We start from the raw sequence: 20,910 nt of genomic DNA on the forward strand, positions 1-20,910 counted from the left end.
TGTGTGTGTCAGGCCCTGGCTTCGGCGACCCGGGCCTGCAAGTAGCGCAGCGCGAGTTCAAGCAAGGGCGCCGAGGTGCTCGGGATGCCAGCTCCGGCGGTGAGCACAAGATCGATGTGCCGGTCGGCGAGACGGAGCGCTCCTGGCAGCTGCTGGTAGCCGCGGATGAGGGCGAGGACGAACTCGAGCGCCGCACCACCTTGCTCGATGTCGCTCCAGTTGCTGAGGGAGGCGCAGATGATGGCGGCCATCTGCCGGCTTTCATTGTCGAGCTCCTCGAATCGGAGTTCACGACCGCGCGCTGCCCGGAGCAGCGCAGCTTGGATGACTGCATCGTTGAATCGGTTGAAGTTCTCCGCCGACAGCACATTCCCGAAGCCTGGCTGCTCGAAGAGCGAGTACTTGCCGTCCTGGCTGTGGCGCGCGCGGTGCAGAACGGTGGACACGGTGAAGTAGACCTCGGCGTGGGTCGCCTCCGGTGCGCGACTCCCGATGGCCTTGTCCCAGAAGGCGAAGTTAGGGTTCAGCCGCATGTCCAAGGTCGCGTTCGTCGCACCATGGTCGCTGTTGAGAAACGCGCTGCGCCCTGGCAACTCGTCGGACAATGCTGCAACCCGGGCGTCGATGACGGCCTCGACGGGATCGCCGGATGTCTGGGTCTTCAACCAGCTTTTCATTGTCAGCATGACGTCGGCTTCTTGCGTCCAGGGGGAGTCCTCCTCCGCCGCCGACTCGGTTTCGACATACCAGTGGTGCGTCAGGGCGTACTTCCCCCCTTCGGTACGCCACTCCAGGTTCGACTTCGTCTGGTCCCATAGCTTCTGGCTCGGCGGACGAAGCACCCCGATGAAGTAGGCGATGTCGCCGCCACCCAGGATGAGCTTTCGAAGACGGCGACTTATGTTGAGAAGATCCTGCCCGCGGTTCACGACGCCCGCGACCACGAGCGATACGCCGAGGTTCAGCTTGGTGGTCATGGAGGCCAGCGTCGTGGCCGAGATGAGTTCAACGTCTTTCAGGCCGACATCAGTACACAGTTGCATCGCGATCTCCGCGATAGCCAGCGCATCGGGGTTGTCCGCGTGGATGATGTAGCGGGTGCGGAACGGGATGTCCCGGTTGAGGCGGCGTTCGATCTCGGCTCGCCCCTCCGGCGTGGCCACATAGTTCGCCAGATGCACGGAGATGGGTCGACGAAGCGACGAGCTGACGTTGTCATGGCGGTTGAGACTGAGCACCTCCTTCTGGAAGAAGTGCTTCGAGAACGCCTGGTGTTTCGCGTCGCTGTACTTCGCGACGAGGGTCACGGGTGTCGCGAGGCCAGGTGCCGGCGTGAACGAGTCCCCGCGAAGGACAATCGCATTCTGTTGGTTGTCACAGTCCGGGCAGTCGCCACGCTCGTACGACGGCCAAGGCGTCACGAGGTCATGGTCGGTGTCACCCTCACGGTCCGACATGTCGCAGAGGACATTCTGTGTCGTCCCCTCTCCGATGTAGAAGAGGGTGCGCTGCTGGCCGAGTGCAACGGATTCGCTTTCCAGCGCTTTCGACAAGACGCCAGACGTGGAGGCGGAGATGAGGGCGATGCACGTCGTCGTGAACGAGACGTTCCTTAGCCCTTCGTGGCCACCGAAACTGTCTACTCGGGGCAATGGCCGCTCGTCGAGCGTGTGCAGGAGCTCCCCGAGAGCATACCCGACCCCGGTGATGGAGGCGGTGTCCACCCAGATCCGCTCGAAGCTCTGCGCGGAAGCCCATTCGAGGAGGGCTGCGGCGACGAAGTTCGCATGTGCGGAGCGAGCTGTTGCTGCCGCCGCACGGATAAACCGTCGGGTGTGCGTGCCTCCGGGCTTGATATAGTGGAGGCCCGCATGCGCGTCCAGGAGCGCCCCGGTGTCCTTGAAGATACGTCGGAGGCCCGCCGTCTGTGCCCACTGCTGCGCTGCTGAGACATCGAAGGTGTCAGTGGCTGCCCGGGCCGTGACCTCTGTCCACGTGCCGTGAACATCGAACGTGACCACGCGAATGGTAGCGAGGGCCGATGACCGCTGGAGCCTGTCCTTGAGTTCAGGGTCGACGAGCAGCATCTCCGCCTTGTCCCGGAGCGTCTCGGCTGCCACTAGCCACAGCTCCTCCGACATGGGCACGTGCTTGAAGTGTTCCTTCAACCTCTCGCCCAGGTCCTCGCCCACCGGGGCTGCAGTCGCGAAGAACGCGATGGTGACCGCGCGCGGCAGACTCGAGCCGTCATCGACGACGGTCGAATAGACGAACGTGTCCTCGAAGGTGACGGAGAACGCCTTGGCGTTGCTGGCCTCAGCCATGCTGGCCTCCCCGCGTGGGGACGACCATCGTGAACGCGGTGCCTCTCACCTTGGTCAGTACGCTTGGTTTCGCCAGCTGCCCCCACCACTTGTTGCTGTTGTCTTCACCCTTCGTGTACGGGTGCGCGCGGAAGTCTCGGGTGAGCCGGAACCGTCCGCTGCGGATCATGCCGTAGCCGCCGACTTTGGTGAGGTATTTCTGCACGTTCGTGAGCCCGAGTCCTCGAAGACCGTCATCATCACCCGAGTCGTGCTTGCGGAGCGCGTCGAGCATCGCCCGAAGCTCCTGTTCAGGCCTCGCGTTCCCTCGCAGCCCCGACTTCCAGAGAGTGCGTGCCGCGAGCCCGGGCCCCGAGTCGAACACGGTGACCGCGACAAAGCGAAGCTGGTCGCCCATCGTCGTAGGCTTCGACCCCGACGGGAACGCCGCGAAGTACTCGGAGAGGTCACGCTGTTGCGCAGCCGACTCCATCAGGCGTGCCCGCTTCTGCGTGAGGGCGCGCACATGCACACCTCGCACGGAGTGCGTGTAGCGCGCGTCGAGCGCGTTCGACCGTGCGTGGTCGTGAGTGTTCTGGACGAGTTCGAACAGCGCTTTACCGAGGTCATACGCGTCGTAGGCGAAACGGTCGTCATGACGGAGGCCCACGGGGCTCATCCCCATCACACGCCAGCCGAGGGGCCACACGGGCCGCGGAATCTCGATGAGCTTCTTCGCGTAGACCTCGACTGCCTCGTGCGCGATGGTTGGGCCATCCGAGGTATGCAGATACAAGCCCCGCGGAGCGCGCAACGGCGGGATGTGGTCGGCCGCGATCACGGCGCGCTCGCTCCCTACACTCTCACCACTCCCCGATGCGGGGATGTTGTCCGCCTGCTTGAGTGCTGCCAGCGCCGCACGATAGGCATCGACGGTGACGTCCGCGCCACCGGGGCCGGTAACTTTGTCCGCCATGAGGATCGCGGTGAGCAGCACCGTGTTGCGCTGAAGCTTCTTCGCGGCTTCCTCTTCATTGTCGAACGGGAACTTGGTCACGACCTCCCGGTTCATGTGACTCCACGAGATTACAGCGAGCAGCGCCTGCGGGATTGCTAGCGGGTTCGTCGTGACGGTCGTGCTGGCCATCGACAGTGGGCCGGCGCCATCCGCGAGCTGTGCGGTGAGGTCATCGGGTCCGACCTTGTCGAGCCTCTGCGGCACACTCAACGACTTCATCTGCACTCCATGCCTCGCAACCTAACAGAACCCCGGGTCACTTCCCCGTTCGGTGACGTCGTCCGAAGTTTCACTGCGGAGTTGGCGGGGCGGGTGCACTCCGCCCTCGCCTCCTACCCTGCGGCGCATCCCCCGACACCCCCGCGAAGATCAGGCAGACAAGGCCAACCAAGCCCTCTGCCAAGTCCAGAAAGAGCGAACAGACCGGTTCAGGCGCTGAAAATAGTATCTCTGCCAAGGTGACCAAGTGCGCGGAGCCCCTGAAAACACTGGGCACACTCCAGCCAAGGTCACCTCGGCTGGGGCCTGGTTTCCTTGGCAGAACGACCCCACCCACGGCACTCCCAACCAAATCTGCCGAAATATCTCGGCAGATCTACTGCGGGTTGGCGCGCTGATGACCAGTCAGGCGTGTGGGCAAGGATCTGCGCAGCCCTCGTTCGCGCATGCGGCGGCGAGGTCTGCACCTGCCCAGGTGGGCGCCGGCGTCGCGTCTTCGAAGTAGCACAATGCGTTCGCGATACCGCGGTAGTGGAACACGGCAACCTGATACTCGTCGGATGGGTCGGCCGGTTCTCCCGGCAGGAGCGGCTCGCCTGTTGGGGGACGCCGGAACCCATGGTCGAGGTCGGCATGACCGTGGAACTCTTCCCGAGAGTCGTCGATGCTCTTCGCGGCGCGGAGGTAGGTCGATGCCAGGGCTCGACCAAACCCGACAAACTTCGGCCCCTTGATCCGAAGACCCTCAGCCTTCGCGGCGTCAGGGCCGAGCAAGCGAAGTCGCATCACGGAACTCATGGACTCTGTTGGAGCCGGCGCCATCGCCTGCCACTTGACCTGCTTGCTCCCATTGACGTCGTGCTTATTGAGCGCCCGGAGGATGAACTCGTCCGCATCGACGTCAAGGTAGGCGACGTCAGCGTCACCCGCGGAGTCCTCAGTCACGGCCTGTCAGGAATGCTTGCGGATCAGCGAGGTGATCCTCGAGCGATCCGTGAGGGCGCCCGACTGCCCGTAGCGCTCCTGGATGGAGGTGCTGTTCGGGAGGAAGGTGAAGGCGAAGCGCGTGTAGCCGACTTCCAGTGAAGCGAACCCCTCTGCCGTCTCCCACTCGATGTAAGTCGTGTCGTTATCGCTGGGAGTGATGTCAGCGAGGTGCACCTCGGCGACAAGCGCCTCGATCTCCGCAGCAGTCATGGCCGTCGGGACGACGTCGGCAACGAAATGGCGCTTCAGATCGAAGGAGTCCCACACGCCGACGTAGGGGCGGTCGGGTTCGTATGGGTTGCGGTCGCTGACGTAGCTGACGACGCGGCGGGACCGAACAGAGCGGTCCGGAAGTGCGATTGTCATTTCAGTTCTCCCCCCATGCGAATGCGACAGGCATCTGTTATAGCGCCTTCAAAAAGCTCGTTCTTAACGGAACGTAGCACTCCCAGAATATCTTCCAGGCCAGTGACGTTCCTGTGAGCGAATTCTTTACTGACTTCGATGTCCAGTACAAGTATCGCTTCACCTTCTCTGACCCCGGCGAAAACAGTGTTGCGGGTGTTCACGATGCCGGTGTCTTCACGGTTGAACGGGATGTCCACCTGCGTGAACATCCGGTTGATGTCCTGAGGTAGCCGCCCGGGAACATCCACCGCCAGGCGAACCCAGTCGCGGATCTCGTACTCCCTGTCCTGCGGAACGGGCAGTTCGTTGACGAAACGCGCCTGCGCATAGGTCACTGTCTCGCCGGCGACGTCGGCGACGAGGGGTACGAGGTGCCCCATCGCCTGTCCGATGAACGCGTCCCAGTCTTTGTAGTTCTGGTCGTCGCTGCCCTGGTCGTAGACGCGCACGTAGCGGATCTCGTCTTCGATGAACCGCACGCGCTCCCGGTCGGTGGATCGCTGGAAGCCGACGAGCGTGCTCCTGTCCCCGAGTGCACCCTCGGGGGGCACCGACATAGGCACGAAAGTGTCTGACACTTTGTAGATCCCCTGAGTCTTCCAATCGGGGAACTGCTCGTCGAAACGCCGCTCGAGCTCGTGCACGTCGAAGACCTTCCCGTCCTCGAAAGCGAGAGTGAGCCCAGCCTCGACGACAGGCGCGTGAGGGTACGGGCCATCCACTTGACTCATGTGAGCCGATCCTGAGGGAGCACACTGTCACTCTATCCCTGTCGCGTCGCGGCGCCTGTAACGGCGGTAATTTCGCCTGATACCCATAGAGTCGCATCACCATGCCACCGACGGAGGATACGTGACCCACCCACCCCTCATAACTCTCGCCGAGTCGGAACTGCCCGCGCTGAAGGCGTCCATGCGGGACTTGCAGGTCGCCACATCGGCGTACTACGCCCATACAGCTGGCGCGGGGTCCGCTGAGGATCAGGCGACATCGGTCCGCTCTTTCTTGTCAGCCGCTCAGGTCTTGAACGATCTGCTCACGAAGTCCGCTGCGGACAAGGCGGCATACGCAGCCCTCTTCAAGGAGGCCGCGCCGGGGACCGAGCTGATCTCAGCGGTGAAGTACGTCCGCAACGTCAGCCAGCACGTACTCCACGTGGTGCGACCCTCCAAAACCTTCCGGATCGTCGGCGGAGATCTTGGTTTCCGCGGGTACATGGATTGGGACGAAGTTCCCGACGACGTTCACGACCAACTCCACAAAGGCACGCAGAACCTGCGCCACAACTATCGAGCGCACCTCGAGGGTCGGGAAGTCATGGGGACCATGCTCGCCGGGCTGCGGTTCTTCGCCAGCCTTCACCCGGACATCGTGCACCGCGACCGACGCGGGGAATGGACGGGGTTCCCGCTGATGAGTCAGCCGGGAATGAGTCCGCCCCTTCATCCGGAGGAACCTGCGGACCAGACCGTCGCCTGGGAGTGGCTGAACGCTCGCGTGCCGAACGGTGACTGCAGAGTGATCAGCGCACAGATCACCGTCGACGGCACTGTGTACGTGTGCGGCGACACGTTCATCGACCGACTGACCTTCACTCCGTTCGTCGAAACCGCGGATCAGGTGAATCGAGACATCACAGCCAGCTTCCCGTATTTCACTGCAACTACTCACGAGCACGTGGTGGACTGCACATCAGAGTTCCCGGAGGCTCGCCAGTCGCGCGTCCTGCGCGCCACCCACGATGTTGCGATGTGGGCAACCCCGGTCGACGTCTTGGAGTCAGGTGCAGATTGGGGCCGCGACGCGGACACAGGCGAAGGACGGGGGCTCGTGCTGACTGAGTCCCGCGAGGGGGTGCTGGGCTTCAGCGCATACCTCATCCGCCGAGCGCGACGTTTGAACGCTCTCGTCCCTCCGCGGTGACCACGCCTGACGTCTTCGCGGCAGGCGCACAGCGGGCGAAACGACGGCGGTCACGAGCGCTATTTCGTTCAGGGCTGTCCGTCTGTCATCACGGCCCGAGAGTCTGCGTTGGTCAAAGTGGTGATCCGGCCAGTGACAGGTCTGCCGCAGTTTTCAACGTGACGCTCGGCTAGGGCGTCACCCCGGAGCGGTACCCTACAGATATGCCCATCCCCGTTGCTCGCCCCGCTTCCGCGCGCGCCGTTCACGGCGACAGGAGCACGGTCTACGCTCAGGTCATCGCCGACTCCATCTCCCCCGAGGGCGTGCGCCTGACAACCCTCGAGGTGCAGTGCCACCGTTTCGTGCTATCGGAGTTCAACACGCACCGTGTGTTCAGCCGCAACAGCGCCTCGTCTCGTGCGATCCCGGTGCGTAAGCAGCTGCAGTACCTTCGCGATGCACCCGCGATTCCGCTGTCTTTCCCGCAGGAGAAGGCGGGCATGCAGGGCGGTGACGAGCTGAACTCCAACCTCGTGGAGGAGGCTCGCGCTCAGTGGCTCGTAGCGCGTGACGCTGCCATCGCCTCCGCGGAGAAGCTCGTGGCGCTCGGAGTGCACAAGTCCATCGTGAACCGCCTGCTGGAACCGTTCATGTGGCACCGCATCATCGTCAGCAGCACCCGTTGGGACGGGTTCTTCACCCAACGCATCAGCCCGAACGCGCAGCCGGAAATTCACGCAGTCGCTTCCTGGATGCGCGAGGCACTGGAAGCGTCCACGCCTGACGCCGTCGCAGGCGGTAAAGGGTGGCACACCCCGTACATTGACGAAGTGACCGACGACCACATCCGAGAAGCCGTAGGTTCGAGCGAGGACGCGTACTGGACACTGCGCCGTGAGATCAGCGCGGCCCGATGCGCGCGCGTGTCGTACCTGACGCACACCGGCGTCCGAGATATTGAGGCTGACCGCGACTTGTATCAGAAGCTCGTGTCGGCGGAGCCGCCGCACTGGTCACCACTCGAGCACGTCGCGACCCCGGGCGCTCATCCAACTACCGTGTCCAATTTTGACGGGTGGACGCAGCTGCGTCAGATCGCGGAGCTCGCGCGCACCCGCACGTAAGCGAATGTAAGCGTCCTCGACCTGGACTTCAGCCGAGGGCACCAACGGACGCCCAGGCGAAGCACGCGCAACAGTAGACTTGGCATTCCTCGCCCTGCAGCCCGCTCGAACCGCATATGACAACGCCCATCGCGTTAGCGAAGACTTTGGGGTCGGCGACGAACCGGCTCCTCGTTGGACCGTTCAGGTGTCATATGAGGACGCGGAGGGCCGGAACTTCCGAGAGACCTTCCACCTCGATGTCGAGCCGTGGCGACGGTCCATCGCCGAAGCCGACCCGCTCATTCAGGCAGGCAAGTACATCGAGTCCGTCGCCTACGAGGTCCGAGACGTCAAACAGGCAATCCGTGGCCGGCAAACGATGTGACGGTCGAACCACGGATCTCGGTAGCGCGAGGTGCCGGCAAACATCCTCGCCGCCGTGTCGAACGGCTTCGCAACCGAGGTCAGCGGAAATAGAGCTGTGTCTCGAGCGATGACTCCAGCTTCCAAATGGTACGTAGATCCGGCCAGGATTCGCCCAGCAGAATCTTGCGAATGGTGCCCTCGTCGAGGCCCGCGGCTCGCGCTACCTCTCGAACCGAGCGCTCGCCTATCGCCGACTTCAGGCCCAGGGCGAACCGACGCGCGGCCTCGCCGACGGGATCTGTCGACGGCGCGTCCGGCCACTGCGATGAGAGCATGGCCGGCGTTGCTCGTGCTTCCTTACGTGCCATCCCACAGCCTCCGAACCCGGGATCCCAGTGTTTACCGGGATCAATTGCGTCTTTCTGGATCAATTGCGTCTTTCTGGATCACTTTCGTTTGAGCGGATCAACTTCGATTGAAGAAAGAGCATCTTGAAGGGCGTCCAATATCAGTCGACGAGCAGCGCGGGCTCCTCCAGCACGGATGCCACGTCGGCGATGAAGCGGCTCATGCCGTCGCCGTCGATCACGCGGTGGTCGAACGAACCTGCGACGGTCGTGACCCAACGAGGGCGGACCTCGCCGTCGACGACCCACGGCTTCTGGCTGATCGTGCCCATGGCGACGATGCCGGCCTCGCCCGGGTTGATGATCGGGGTACCGGCATCCATCCCGAACACGCCGATGTTCGTGATCGTGATCGTGCCACCCTGCTGATCCGCGGGGGAGGTCTTGCCCTCGCGCGCCGTGACCGTGAGGCGGTTGAGCGCGCGGGCGAGCTCCTTCATGCCGAGGTCCTGGGCGTCCTTGATGTTCGGGACGAGGAGCCCGCGGGGTGTCGCCGCGGCGATACCGAGGTTCACGTAGTGGCGGACGGCGATCTCGGCGCCACCCTCGGTCTCGATCCACGCGGCGTTCACCATCGGCGTGCGCCGGGCAGCCCAGATCACGGCGCGAGCCATGATCAGCAGCGGCGAGACACGGATGTCGGCGTAGTCGGGCGAAGCCTTGAGGCGCTTGACGAGTTCCATCGTGCGGCTCGCGTCGATCTCCTTCCACACGGTCACGTGCGGCGCCGAGTACGCGCTCTGGACCATGGCCGACGAGGTCGCCTTGCGCACGCCCTTCACCGGGATCGACTCCGTGCGCGAGTCGTCGCCGGTCGATGCGGGGGTCGGCGCCAGGCCGCGGGCGAGCCCGCCCGGGGCGCTCTGCGGCGCCGGCACGGTCTCTTCGCGAACCGCACCCCACTCGGGGGTCTCGATGTTGCGGAACACGCTCGCCTGAGAGGCCAGCTTCATGACGTCGTCACGGGTGACCTCGCCGTCGGCACCCGTCGGGGCGACCGTGGTGAGGTCGACGCCGAGGTCACGCGCGAGCTTGCGGATCGGGGGCTTCGCGATCACCCCCACCGAGGAACGCACCGGCCGCTCGGCTGGTCGCTTGCGCCGTGACGTCGCGCCACCGCCCGTGCCGTAGCCGACGAGCACCGATCCGCCGCCCTCTTCCGGCGCGGGCGCGACGGCGACCGCAGGACCGGCACCGCCCTGGGGCCCCGAGCCCGTCGAAGGGTCGGTCACGAAGGTGATGATCGGTGTGCCGACCTCGACCGTCGTGCCCTCGCCGACCAGCAGCTCACCGACCACGCCGGCGTGCGGCGATGGCAGCTCGACGAGCGACTTCGCCGTCTCGATCTCGCAGATCACGTCGTTGATCGCCACCGTATCGCCCGGCGCGACCTTCCAGGTCACGACCTCGGCCTCGGTCAGACCTTCGCCGACATCGGGGAGGTTGAAGTTCTGCGTGCTCATGAGCGGTCCTTTCGAAATCTGGGGCCCTTCGACAGGCTCAGGGACCCAGCGGGGGTGTCAGCGACCAGAGGAATGTGTCAGGTGCGTCAGTACGCCAGGGAGCGGTCGACGGCCTCGAGGATGCGGTCGGCATCCGGGAGGTAGATGCCCTCGAGCTTCGCGGGCGGGAACGGGGTGTCGTAGCCGGACACCCGGAGCACCGGGGCTTCGAGTGCGTAGAAGGCGCGTTCCATGACGGTCGCGGCGACCTCGCTGCCGATGCTCGTGAAGCCCTGGGCCTCCTGCGCGTAGACCATGCGCCCGGTCTTGCGCACCGAGTCGAGGATGGGCGCGTAGTCGATCGGCGAGAGCGAGCGCACGTCGACGACCTCGCAGCTGGTCCCCTCGGACTCGGCGAGCGCGGCCGCCTGCAGCAGGGTCGTGACCATCGCACCATGCCCGACGAGGGTGACGTCGGTACCGCGGCGCACCACCCGCGAGGCATGCAGCGCCGCCCCCGACGACTCGAGGTCGACCTCGCCCTTCTGCCAGTAGCGGCTCTTCGGCTCCATGAAGATCACGGGATCGTTCGAGGCGATGGCTTCCTGGATCATCCAGTACGCGTCGTTCGGCGTCGACGGCGACACCACACGCAGACCCGGCGTATGCGCGAAGTACGCCTCAGGGCTCTCCTGGTGGTGCTCGACGGCACCGATGTGCCCGCCGTACGGGATGCGGATGACGATCGGCAGACTCAGTCCGCCCTCGTGTCGGTTCGTGAGCTTCGCGAGCTGCGTGGTGATCTGGTCGAACGCCGGGAACACGAAGCCGTCGAACTGGATCTCGATGACGGGCCGGAAGCCGGTCATCGCGAGTCCGATGGCGGTGCCGACGATGCCGGATTCCGCGAGCGGGGTGTCGAGCACTCGTCGCTCGCCGAAGTCGCGCTGCAGGTGCTCGGTCACGCGGAAGACTCCGCCGAGCTTGCCGATGTCCTCGCCCATGAGCAGGACCTTCGGGTCGTTCTCCATCGCCGCGCGCAGCCCGGCGTTCATCGCCTTGCTCAGCGGCATCGTCTCGAGCGTCATGCCTGGCCTCCCTCGAACGATGCCTCGTAGCGCGCCTGCCACGCCTTCTGCTCCTCGATCAGCGGATGCGGATCGCTGTAGACGTGGTCGAACATCCTCGAGACCGGCGGCGGGCCGAGCTCGACCGTGCGCGCACGCAGGTCCTCTGCGGCATCCGCGCCTTCCTCATCGACCTCGTCGAAGAAGGATGCCGAAGCTCCGCGCCCTTCGAGGAATGCACGCATGCGGGTGATCGGGTCGCGCAGCGCCCACGACTCCTCCTCGTCGTTGCCGCGGTACTTCGTCGGGTCGTCGCTCGTGGTGTGGGCGCCGAGCCGGTAGGTGACCGCTTCGATCGCCCGCGGTCCCTGACCCGAGCGGGCCTCGTCGAGTGCGATGCGCGAGACGGCGTAGCTGGCGAGCACGTCGTTGCCGTCGACGCGGACACTGGGGATGCCGTAACCGGCGCTGCGCTGCACCAGCGGCACGCGCGACTGCGTCGAGACCGGCACCGAGATCGCCCAGTGGTTGTTCTGCAGGAAGAAGACCGTCGGCGCCTGGTAGCTCGCCGCGAACACCATCGCCTCGTGCACATCGCCCTGGCTGGAGGCGCCGTCGCCGTAGTAGACGATGACGGCTTCGTCGCGGTCGAGGTCACCGGTACCGGAACGCCCATCGAACAGGCGGCCCATGGCGAAGCCCGTCGCGTGCAGCACCTGCGACCCGAGCACGAGCGTGTACAGCCTGGTGTTGCCGTTCTTCGGATCCGTCGGGTCCCAGCCGCCGTGCGAGACTCCGCGCATCAGCTTGATGATGTCGACCGGATCGACACCGCGGATGCGCGTGACGGCGTGCTCGCGGTACGAGGGGAAGATCGTGTCCTGCGCGCGGGCGGCGCGACCCGAGCCGACCTGAGCGGCTTCCTGCCCGCGGCTCGGCGGCCACAGGGCGAGCTGCCCCTGACGCTGCAGATTGGTCGCCTGGGTATCGATGGCGCGGATGACGGCCATGTCCCGGTAGAGCTGCTCGAGCTCCGCATCGCTGATCGCCTCGATCAACGGCAGATATCTCTCGGCAGCAGGACTGGGCGCGAAGCGGCCGTCCGCTTCCAGGACGCGGACGAGTTCAGTCTCTGGCGAGGTCACCGTTCCACGCTATCCGAGGTTGGGCACCTAGGGCTGGAGGGTGCGCACAATGGATCCCGAAACCTGTAGGACCTTGTCCACGGATTCATGCTCCCCGACGGATATGCGGATGCCGTCGCCCGAGAACGGCCGCACGATGAGGTCACCCTCGACGAAGGCGGCCGCCGCCTCGTCGGTGCGGTCGCCGGTCGGCAGCCAGACGAAGTTGCCCTGCGCATCGGGCACATCCCAGCCCTGCGCGCGGAGCCCCTCGACCAGCACCGTGCGACGTTCGACGATCGCCGCGACCCGTTCGAGCAGCTCGGCCTCGGCGTCGAGGCTCGCGATCGCCGCATTCTCGGCTGCCGAGGTGACGGAGAGCGGGATGCCGGTGGTGCGCGCGGCATCCAGCACCTTCTCGTGCCCGATCGCATAGCCGACGCGGAGCCCGGCGAGCCCGTAGGCCTTCGAGAACGTGCGCAGCACGACGACATTCGGATGCCGCTCGAAGATGCGCTCTTCGAGACCGTTCACCGCGTCGGGGGCAGTGACGAATTCGCCATATGCCTCATCGAGAATGATCAGGACGTCGGCGGGGACGCGCTCGACGAAGGCCGCGAACTCGGCGCTCGTGACGATCGGCCCGGTCGGGTTGTTGGGGGTGCACACGATGATCGCCCGGGTGCGGTCGGTGACGGCATCGGCCATCGCATCGAGATCGTGGCGTCCCCCGCTGTTGGGCCCCTCAACCTGTCGAAGGGGCACCTGCACGCCGGTCGCTCCGGCGACGAGCGGGAGGCTCGGGTATGCCTCGAACGAGCGCCAGGCGTAGATGACCTCGTCGCCGACGGACGATGTGGCGAGGATCAGCTGGTGCAGGATCGACACGCTCCCCGAGGCGACGTGCACCTCGTCGGGGCGGACGCCGTAGCGAGCACCGAGTCGTTCGCGCAGACGGCCGGCAGTGGCATCCGGGTACCGGTTGATCGGTGTGATGTGCGTGAGCGCCTCGACGACCGAGGGGAGCGGGTCGAAGGGGTTCTCGTTGCTGGACAGCTTGAACGCGTCCGGACCCGCCGGCTTGCCCTGGCGGTACGGCGCGAGTGCGGCGATGGCGGGGCGGATGCGGGGCAGGATCTCGTCGGTCACGTGATGAGTCTACGAGCTGGGGTCCGCGGCGAACGCGGAATCTCGCGCTGTCTGAGCGCGGGGAGAGGAGTGTTGGTACCATTCTGGTATGGCTATGACCGTACGACTTCCCGAAGAGCTCGATGCGCAACTCGAGGCGATCGCGCGTGCGCGACACACGTCGAAGCACGCAATCCTCATCGAAGCGGCGACGAGGTTCGCGAACAGCGAGACGAAGACCGACCGTGTGCTCTCGATCGCCGCTGGGATCACCGAGCGATACGCCGACACGATCAAGCGCCTCGAGGACGCCTGACGCGTGGCGACGGAGTTCATCGAACCGGAGCAGGCGCTCTCCCTCATCGCCGTGCTGGGACTGCACGTGCGCGACGAAGGCCTGCTGTTCTCCGCTCTCGCCAGGCCATCCGCCGGGATGTTCGGCACCGACGCGTATCCGACGTTCGAGGAGAAGGCCGCATCGCTCATCAGCTCCGTCGCGCAGAACCGCGCGCTGTTCGACGGCAACAAGCGGATCGCGCTCTACCTGACGTTCATCTTCATCGAGCTGAACGGCTACGAACTGACGTTCACGAATGATGAGGCGTTCGATCTGGTCCTCGATGTGGCTCAGAGCCGCCTCGATCTGCAGGAGATCGCTGACATCATCGCGGCGCACATCCGCTGAGCCGCACCGGAGCCGCTGACAGATCGAGTCGATCGTGGAAGACTGGGCGCACCATGCGCTTCATCATCCGAGTCGTCGTCAACGCGTTCGCCCTCTGGGTCGTGACGCTGATCCCCGCCCTGCAGGTCGTGATCATCGCCTTCCCCCCTGGGGAGACGCTGCAGCTGGTCCTCACGCTGCTCGCGGTCGCCGCGATCTTCGCACTCGTGAACACGATCATCGGCACGGTCGTGAAGATCGTCGCGTTCCCGCTCTACATCCTCACCCTCGGTCTGATCGGGTTCGTGATCAACGGGTTCCTGTTGTGGTTGACCGCATGGATCACGAGCGGCTTCGGTTGGGGACTGACCGTCGGTGACTTCTGGTGGGGCGTCCTCGCGGCGATCATCATCTCGCTGATCAACGGTGTCTTCGGATTCATCCTGCGTCCGCAGAGCAAGAAGCCGCGTCGCGACTGAGCGCACGGCTCAGCCCGTCCGCTCAGCACGGAACTCGGTCGAGGTGATGTCGACCGCACCGTCGAGCTCGGCCCACTGCTCATCGAGCGCCTCCAAGCGCCGGTCGCCCGAGTCGTCGACCAGCTCCGCGGTCTCGAGGTAGGCATCCATCTGATGCGGAGCGAGCGCGAGATCCTGCAGGCCTCGGCTCGGATCGCCGACCCGCTCGGCCGTGAAGCTGTCGGGCGAACCAGTGCCCGCCGGCGAACCGCCCCCGGCGAGCGACGAGACGACATCGTCGGTGTGCCGCAGCTGGATCAGCAGCTGGTCGTCGCCCAGCGCCGGCTCCACCGGACTGCCCGCCGTGAGCTGCACCCGCACGTCGTAGCCGCTCTCCATGGCGAGGTGCGCGGTGATGATCCCGCCCTGCGAGTGGGCGACTGCATCCACCCGGTCCCCCGGCTCTGCGCCGGCGGCCTCCAACGCGTCGAGGGTCGCCTGATACGACGCCGAGGTCTCGCCGGTGTACAGCTGCAGGTTCGAGCGCATGTCCCACGGCTGCGAGCCGCCGACCGCCAGTGACTGCGAGCCCTTCACATATGCGATGAACTGTCGGCTGCCGTCCGGCAGGGTGTAGCGCTCCACCTTCACCTGCGCGCCCGGCGCGGTCGGCAGCCGGGCGAACGCGCCGGCCAGACTCGTCGGAGGCCCATCCGGGGTGCTGGTGCGCACCGCAGCGACCGACACGGCATCCGCCGTTCCCCGCAGCCTCGCACCCGGGCGCAGCGTGCCGAGCCCGGACAGCAGGGCGGCGCTCGCCCCACCCATGAGGAACGGGGTCATCAGCCCACCGGGATCGAACTGGCTGTCGAGCCCCTCGAAGCGTCGGTCCTTCCAGTCGGCGATCAGCCACTCCGACATGCCATCGAGGCGCGGATCGGACGCGAGCAGCCGATCGAGCCGAGCCTGCACGGCATCCGCGGCCGCACCGCCGACCAGGCGGAGGGAATCGGCCTCCGCCCGCAGCTCGACCACCTCGTAGACGTCGGCCATCAGCAGGGTCCCCGCGCCGGCATCGCGGGTCTGTTCGCACACGCCGCCGATCCGCTCCCCGCCGGCTGCGAGTGCCGCGAGGTCGACCGCTCCCCCGAAACCGCCGGCGTCGACGATGAAACCGTGCGCCCTGCGCACCGCCGCCCACGCGTCATCGAATCCCGTGGCCAGCATCGCGAGCCGATGGCCCACATCGCGCAGCGCTTCCGTGTCGACGGCGATCGCCCCGCCATGACGGATGTCGAGGTCGTCGCTCACAGCACGCCAGCCCTGTCGAGCTCGTCGGATCGGATCTGCAGCTCGCCGAGCTCGTGCTCGGCGGCGACCCGAAGCGCCACGATCCTGTCCTGCAGCGCCCGCACGCCATCCGCTTCCCAGGCGGTGTCGACCACGAGACCCGCCAGCACTGCGGACGCGTCTTCGACGATCTCGATCGCGGTGCGGAGCTCGCGCGCCGCACAGAACCAGGTCCAGACGTCGTCCGAGGTGCTGGCCTCGGCCATGAAGAAGGAGTGCATGCGTCCAGCATCCGCGGCCCGGAGCACCTGACGACGGGTCCGCGACGGGCGCCGTGGACCGACGGCGGAGAAGATTTTCCGTGCAGGAGGAGTCACTGGAACTGTGCAGGATCGCCGACTCCAGGCAGAATGGGTGAGTGACAGCCACGGATCCCTTTCGCGTGATCTTCGTGTGCACGGGAAACATCTGCAGATCACCGATGGCCGAAGTGGTCTTCCGCGATCTCGCAGAACGCCAGGGACTCGGCTCGCGGATCGTCTCACGCAGCGCCGGCACCGGCGACTGGCATCTGGGCGAACGCGCCGATCACCGCACGATCGACTCGCTCGCGCGTCGCGGCTACGACGGTTCGCAGCATCGCGCGCGGCAGTTCACGCTGGCCTCGTTCGCCGACAACGACCTGGTCGTCGCGCTGGACCGCACGCACGAGCGGATCCTGCGCGAATGGGCGTCCGACGAGGATCAGGAGGGCAAGGTCACGCTGCTGCTGGCCTTCGACCCGGATGCGTCGACGCACGACGTGCCCGATCCCTACTACGCCGGCACGGAAATGTTCGATTCGGTGCTCGGTATGATTGAGGCGGCGACCAGAGGCCTGTTCCGACAGCTCGAACCCGCACTGCGTCTCCCCCGCACCCCCCGCATCTGACGGGCCCGATCAGGAGGACTCCCCTGACTTTCCAGCCTTCGCTTCCGCCGCAGCCCCTGAGCCCGCTGGACGGACGCTACCGCGCCTCCGTGGCAGGACTCGCCGACTTCCTCTCCGAGGCCGGACTCAACCGCGCCAGGGTCGAGGTCGAGGTCGAGTGGCTGATCGCCCTCACCGACCGCTCGCTGTTCGAGACCTCCCCGCTGTCGGATGCCGACAAGGAGCGCCTCCGCGCCCTGTACCGCGACTTCGGGCAGGCCGAGATCGACTGGCTCGCCGAGAAGGAAGCCGTCACCCAGCACGACGTGAAGGCCATCGAGTACCTCGTGCGCGACCGCCTCTCGACGCTCGGCCTCGACTCGATCGCCGAGCTCACCCACTTCGCGTGCACGAGCGAGGACATCAACTCCGCCTCCTACGCGCTCACCGTGAAGCGCGCGGTCGAAGAGGTCTGGCTGCCCGGCCTCGACACGGTCATCGCGAAGCTGCGCGAGCTCGCCGTCGAGCACGCCGACGCCCCGATGCTCTCCCGCACGCACGGACAGCCCGCGACGCCCTCGACCATGGGCAAGGAGATCGCCGTGTTCGCGTGGCGTCTCGAGCGCGTTCGCGCCCAGATCGCGGCATCCGACTACCTGGCCAAGTTCTCCGGCGCGACCGGCACCTGGTCGGCACACCTCGCAGCCGACCCCGACGCCGACTGGCCCACGATCGCCCGCGAGTACATCGAAGGCCTCGGACTCGGCTTCAACCTGCTCACCACGCAGATCGAGTCGCACGACTGGCAGGTCGAGCTCTACGACCGCATCCGTCACGCCGGCGGCATCCTGCACAACCTCGCGACCGACATCTGGACCTACATCTCGCTCGGCTACTTCGCGCAGATCCCGGTGGCCGGAGCGACCGGCTCATCGACGATGCCGCACAAGATCAACCCGATCCGCTTCGAGAACGCCGAGGCCAACCTCGAGATCTCCGGCGCCCTGCTCGCCTCGCTCGGCCAGACGCTCGTCACCAGCCGCCTGCAGCGCGACCTCACCGACTCGACCACGCAGCGCAACATCGGCGTGGCGTTCGGCCACTCGCTGCTCGCACTCGACAACCTGCGCCGCGGCCTCAACGCGATCTCGCTGTCGCGCGACGTGCTGCTGGCCGACCTCGACGTGAACTGGGAGGTGCTCGCCGAGGCGATTCAGACCGTCATCCGCGCCGAGGTCGTCGCCGGACGCTCGACGATCACCGACCCCTATGCGCTGCTCAAGGAACTCACGCGCGGACACCGCGTCGGTGCAGCCGACCTCGCCGCCTTCGTGGAGACGCTCGAGATCGGCGATGCTGCGAAGCAGCGCCTCCTCGCGCTGACGCCGGCGACGTACACGGGCATCGCGGAGCAACTCGCGCGCTGACCCGCGCCGCCTGGCGCGCCGGTCGCGCGTTCACAATTCAGCAAGACCGCGCCGACGCACGCTGACGTCCGCGCGATCCCGCGGCGCCGACCGCTCTCCGGGACCGTTCTTGCTGAATTGTGAACGGCCGAACGCACGGCGCCGCGGTCAGCGCGCCTCGCCGGAGCGCGCTCCGGCGGCGTCCTTCGGCATGAACACGGCGGCGATCAGCGTGAGGACCGCGGTGATCGCGACCGCGATGAAGACCCACACCGAGGCGTGGATGATGGTCGCCGGGTCATCCGCACCGGCTCCCTGGGCGATGACCGTGTTCGAGATCGCACCGAACACCGCGACGCCGACCGCGCTGCCCGCCGAGCGCGCGAACGCGTTCATGCCGGTGACGGCTCCGCGTTCGCCCCAGCCGACCGAGGCCTGAGCTGCGATCAGGGTCGGCGCCGCGCTCCAGCCGAGCCCGAAGCCGAACAGGAATGCGACGGCCGCGACCGTGAACGGGTTCGGCCAGGAAGCGACGGCCGCCAGCGTGATGGCCGCGACCGTGGTGATGCTCATGCCGATGAGCGTCGTGCGGCGGAAGCCGATGCGCAGATAGAGCCGCCCTGCGTTGGCGGCGGACAGCGGCCAACCGAGCGTCAGTGCCGCGACGGCGAGCCCTGACAGCAGCGGAGCGATGCCGGTCGACCCCTCGAGGTACGCCGGGGCGAAGCTCGTGACGCCGAGCATCAGCGCACCGACGCCCAACGACACGATCGTGGTCGTGAGGATGAGTGGCCGTGCAGCGAGGCGCAGGTCGACGATCGGCTCAGGCACCCGCCGCTCCACGAACCCGAAGGCCACGAGCGCGATCACACCGATGCCGAAGCAGATCACGCTCTGCACCGAGAGCCATGCCCAGGCGTTGCCGCCCTCCAGCATCCCCAGGATGATGCCGGTGAGCCCGACCGTGAGCAGCAGCGCCCCGCCGTAGTCGATGCGATGCCGAACCGTCTGCTTCTCCTCGTGGTACTTGCGCAGCAGCATCCATCCCGCGATCAGGCAGAGCGGGATGTTCACCCAGAAGATCCACCGCCAGGCGTCGAGCTGAGCGAAGAGGCCGCCGAGCGCCGGACCGACCACCGAGGAGACCGCCCACACGCTCGCGATGTAGCCCTGCACCTTCGCGCGCTCAGCGACCGTGTAGATGTCGCCGACGATCGTCATCGACATGGGAGCGACGGCACCGGCGCCGAGGCCCTGGATGATCCGGAAGACGATCAGCGCGGGCATGCTCCACGCGAATCCGCAGAGGATCGAGCCGAGGAGGAAGAGGGCGATGCCGAGGATGATGATCGGCTTGCGACCGATGGTGTCGGCGAAGCGCGAGTAGATCGGCACGCTCACGGCCTGCGCCAGGAGGTATACGGAGAACAGCCACGGGAACTGCTGGTAGCTGCCGAGATCGCGCACGATGCTCGGGACCGCGGTGGCGAGGATCGTCGCGTCGATCGCGATGAGCCCGGTCGACAGCATCAGCGCCCCGAGGACCGGCCCGCGCTTCGACCGCAGTCCGATGGAGGCGCGTTCGACGGAGGCAGTCACCTCAGGCACAAGCCGATGTGAGGCTCGGCTATTCCTTGCGGTCGCCCGACTCGCTCGCCGGCGCCGACGAATCGCTCGCGGGCTCCGGGTCGTACAGCACCGGGCGATCCACCGTCTTCGTGACGTCGGCGGGATCGATCGCGAGCATCAGCATCGCCAGGATGAGCAGCGTCGCGATGAATGCGCCGCCGCCGACCACGAGGCCGAGCGCGACCGGGGTCAGCCCGTCGTAGGTGCCGTTCGCGATCGATGCGTTGACGCGCGCCGTGAAGGCACCGGTCGAGACGAGCGTGACGATCGTCGCGAAGACGCCGCAGCCCAGCGCGATCAGCAGCAGGTGCAGCGGGCGCAGGATGTCGCGGCGGCTGGGCTTCTCGTCGCTCATCGCTCTCCTCCATGCGGGGCCGTCGCGGGGGCGGCATCGGGTCCGGGGTCAGGAGCGGCGGCGGCCGCGTCCTCGATCGGTGCGGCATCGAAGCGACGCGGCGTGAGGCCGGCGATCGCGAGGAACACGGCCACGACTGCGGCGTAGCCACCGAAGATCCCGACGCCGAGGATGATGCCGGACAGCACGAAGTCGCCTGCGCCGGTGATCGAGTACTCCTGGACGAATCCGGCGGGGATCAGCAGCAGCAGGACGGCGAGCAGGATGCCGAAGGCACCGACCGTGATCGCATCGCGAGCGAGCGGGTCGGCCGCGCGACGTGCCCGCAGCCCCGCGAGCAGTTCGACGCCACCGCTGAGCACGCCCCAGGCGGCGACCACGATGAAGAAGAGGTCGTCGCTGCGCCACATCGGGACGCCAGAGACCATGCCGGCCACGACGCCGATCGCGGCGAGGAGCACGGAGGACCAGCGCGAACCGGCCGGGAGCACGAGCCAGGCGGCGAGGATGTGCGCCAGGGCGGAGACGAAGACGAAGCCACTGAACACGGAGAGACCGATCGGCGCCGAGTGGTCCGACGAGAAGGTGATCATCAGCGCAGCGGCCGCGGCGAACAGCGCACGAAGCAGCTGGATGGTGCGCATCGTGAATGCGCGAGCAGGGGCAGACATGGCTGAGAAGGGTCCTCCGGGATGTTCCCCCCAGTCTACGCGGGGGT

General features: G+C 66.5%; 22 protein-coding genes. 7 read left to right on the top strand and 15 right to left on the bottom strand.

Annotated elements, in window-relative coordinates; all coding sequences use genetic code 11:
• Positions 1-8: 8 nt before the first annotated feature.
• From RS83_RS04870 to RS83_RS04890, 5 genes are all read right to left on the bottom strand, one after another.
• Entirely contained in the window at positions 9-2,324 is a 2,316-nt protein-coding gene (locus RS83_RS04870) for a hypothetical protein (protein ID WP_045278396.1), read from the bottom strand.
• The gene (locus tag RS83_RS04875; protein WP_045278397.1) at positions 2,317-3,540 is read right to left on the bottom strand and encodes an ATP-binding protein; all 1,224 of its coding nucleotides are present in this window, start codon (positions 3,538-3,540) and stop codon (positions 2,317-2,319) included. The genes RS83_RS04870 and RS83_RS04875 overlap by 8 nt, the downstream gene beginning before the upstream one ends.
• Positions 3,541-3,945: 405 nt before the next feature.
• On the bottom strand, positions 3,946-4,485 hold the full coding sequence (locus RS83_RS04880) for a hypothetical protein (protein WP_045278398.1): 540 nt from the start codon (positions 4,483-4,485) through the stop codon (positions 3,946-3,948).
• A gap of 6 nt (positions 4,486-4,491) precedes the next feature.
• Positions 4,492-4,893, bottom strand: coding sequence for a hypothetical protein (locus RS83_RS04885; protein ID WP_045278399.1), 402 nt, complete (start codon positions 4,891-4,893; stop codon positions 4,492-4,494).
• Positions 4,890-5,666 (bottom strand): TIGR04255 family protein, encoded by a 777-nt coding sequence (locus RS83_RS04890; protein ID WP_045278400.1) that lies wholly within the window; start codon positions 5,664-5,666, stop codon positions 4,890-4,892. The genes RS83_RS04885 and RS83_RS04890 overlap by 4 nt, the downstream gene beginning before the upstream one ends.
• A 121-nt stretch (positions 5,667-5,787) precedes the next feature.
• Here RS83_RS04890 and RS83_RS04895 point away from each other — a divergent pair, with 121 nt between their 5' ends.
• Positions 5,788-6,858, top strand: a complete 1,071-nt coding sequence (locus tag RS83_RS04895) for a hypothetical protein (RefSeq protein WP_045278401.1) — start codon at positions 5,788-5,790, stop codon at positions 6,856-6,858.
• Positions 6,859-7,061: 203 nt separating this feature from the next.
• Entirely contained in the window at positions 7,062-7,964 is a 903-nt protein-coding gene (locus tag RS83_RS04900; protein ID WP_052678866.1) for an FAD-dependent thymidylate synthase, read from the top strand.
• A gap of 446 nt (positions 7,965-8,410) precedes the next feature.
• Here the strand turns inward: RS83_RS04900 and RS83_RS04910 are convergent, their stop codons facing one another.
• The 5 genes from RS83_RS04910 to RS83_RS04930 form a co-directional block, all read right to left on the bottom strand.
• The gene (locus tag RS83_RS04910; protein WP_082071526.1) at positions 8,411-8,680 is read right to left on the bottom strand and encodes a helix-turn-helix domain-containing protein; all 270 of its coding nucleotides are present in this window, start codon (positions 8,678-8,680) and stop codon (positions 8,411-8,413) included.
• Between the two features lie 140 nt (positions 8,681-8,820).
• Entirely contained in the window at positions 8,821-10,182 is a 1,362-nt protein-coding gene (locus RS83_RS04915) for a dihydrolipoamide acetyltransferase family protein (RefSeq protein WP_045278404.1), read from the bottom strand.
• Between the two features lie 86 nt (positions 10,183-10,268).
• Positions 10,269-11,249 carry an alpha-ketoacid dehydrogenase subunit beta gene (locus RS83_RS04920; protein ID WP_045278405.1) on the bottom strand — a complete coding sequence of 327 codons (981 nt, stop codon included), beginning with the start codon at positions 11,247-11,249 and terminating at the stop codon, positions 10,269-10,271.
• Complete coding sequence (locus RS83_RS04925) at positions 11,246-12,373, bottom strand: thiamine pyrophosphate-dependent dehydrogenase E1 component subunit alpha (protein WP_045278406.1); 1,128 nt, start codon at positions 12,371-12,373, stop codon at positions 11,246-11,248. Before RS83_RS04925 ends, RS83_RS04920 begins: the two co-directional genes overlap by 4 nt.
• 27 nt (positions 12,374-12,400) lie before the next feature.
• Positions 12,401-13,501 (bottom strand): histidinol-phosphate transaminase, encoded by a 1,101-nt coding sequence (locus RS83_RS04930; protein WP_045278407.1) that lies wholly within the window; start codon positions 13,499-13,501, stop codon positions 12,401-12,403.
• 88 nt (positions 13,502-13,589) lie between these two features.
• Here RS83_RS04930 and RS83_RS04935 point away from each other — a divergent pair, with 88 nt between their 5' ends.
• From RS83_RS04935 to RS83_RS04945, 3 genes are read left to right on the top strand one after another with little or no spacing between them, the layout of a single operon-like run.
• Complete coding sequence (locus RS83_RS04935; protein WP_045278408.1) at positions 13,590-13,796, top strand: ribbon-helix-helix protein, CopG family; 207 nt, start codon at positions 13,590-13,592, stop codon at positions 13,794-13,796.
• Between the two features lie 3 nt (positions 13,797-13,799).
• A complete protein-coding gene (locus RS83_RS04940; protein WP_082071527.1) occupies positions 13,800-14,165 on the top strand; it encodes a type II toxin-antitoxin system death-on-curing family toxin in 366 nt (121 codons plus the stop codon).
• Between the two features lie 53 nt (positions 14,166-14,218).
• Positions 14,219-14,623: a phage holin family protein gene (locus RS83_RS04945; protein ID WP_045278409.1), complete on the top strand. Its 405-nt coding sequence runs from the start codon at positions 14,219-14,221 to the stop codon at positions 14,621-14,623.
• Positions 14,624-14,632: 9 nt separating this feature from the next.
• Here RS83_RS04945 and RS83_RS04950 read toward each other — a convergent pair whose 3' ends face one another.
• Together RS83_RS04950 and RS83_RS04955 are read right to left on the bottom strand one after the other, a co-directional pair.
• Positions 14,633-15,913: a lipase chaperone gene (locus tag RS83_RS04950; RefSeq protein ID WP_052678869.1), complete on the bottom strand. Its 1,281-nt coding sequence runs from the start codon at positions 15,911-15,913 to the stop codon at positions 14,633-14,635.
• Entirely contained in the window at positions 15,910-16,173 is a 264-nt protein-coding gene (locus RS83_RS04955) for a hypothetical protein (RefSeq protein ID WP_045278410.1), read from the bottom strand. The genes RS83_RS04950 and RS83_RS04955 overlap by 4 nt, the downstream gene beginning before the upstream one ends.
• 161 nt (positions 16,174-16,334) lie before the next feature.
• Between RS83_RS04955 and RS83_RS04960 the strand changes: the two genes are divergently transcribed.
• Both RS83_RS04960 and purB read left to right on the top strand, forming a co-directional pair.
• The gene (locus RS83_RS04960; RefSeq protein ID WP_045278411.1) at positions 16,335-16,823 is read left to right on the top strand and encodes a low molecular weight protein-tyrosine-phosphatase; all 489 of its coding nucleotides are present in this window, start codon (positions 16,335-16,337) and stop codon (positions 16,821-16,823) included.
• A gap of 65 nt (positions 16,824-16,888) precedes the next feature.
• Positions 16,889-18,229 carry an adenylosuccinate lyase gene (purB, locus tag RS83_RS04965; RefSeq protein WP_197072066.1) on the top strand — a complete coding sequence of 447 codons (1,341 nt, stop codon included), beginning with the start codon at positions 16,889-16,891 and terminating at the stop codon, positions 18,227-18,229.
• A gap of 147 nt (positions 18,230-18,376) precedes the next feature.
• Here the strand turns inward: purB and RS83_RS04970 are convergent, their stop codons facing one another.
• Genes RS83_RS04970 through RS83_RS04980 form a run of 3 tightly spaced genes read right to left on the bottom strand, consistent with a single transcriptional unit; the run spans position 18,377 to position 20,863 of the window.
• A complete protein-coding gene (locus RS83_RS04970) occupies positions 18,377-19,807 on the bottom strand; it encodes an MFS transporter (protein ID WP_045278501.1) in 1,431 nt (476 codons plus the stop codon).
• Between the two features lie 28 nt (positions 19,808-19,835).
• Complete coding sequence (locus tag RS83_RS04975; protein ID WP_045278413.1) at positions 19,836-20,192, bottom strand: hypothetical protein; 357 nt, start codon at positions 20,190-20,192, stop codon at positions 19,836-19,838.
• On the bottom strand, positions 20,189-20,863 hold the full coding sequence (locus RS83_RS04980) for a hypothetical protein (RefSeq protein ID WP_045278414.1): 675 nt from the start codon (positions 20,861-20,863) through the stop codon (positions 20,189-20,191). Before RS83_RS04980 ends, RS83_RS04975 begins: the two co-directional genes overlap by 4 nt.
• Positions 20,864-20,910: the final 47 nt, after the last annotated feature.

This window comes from Microbacterium oxydans (genome assembly GCF_000956525.1).
Lineage (GTDB): Bacteria > Actinomycetota > Actinomycetes > Actinomycetales > Microbacteriaceae > Microbacterium > Microbacterium oxydans_A.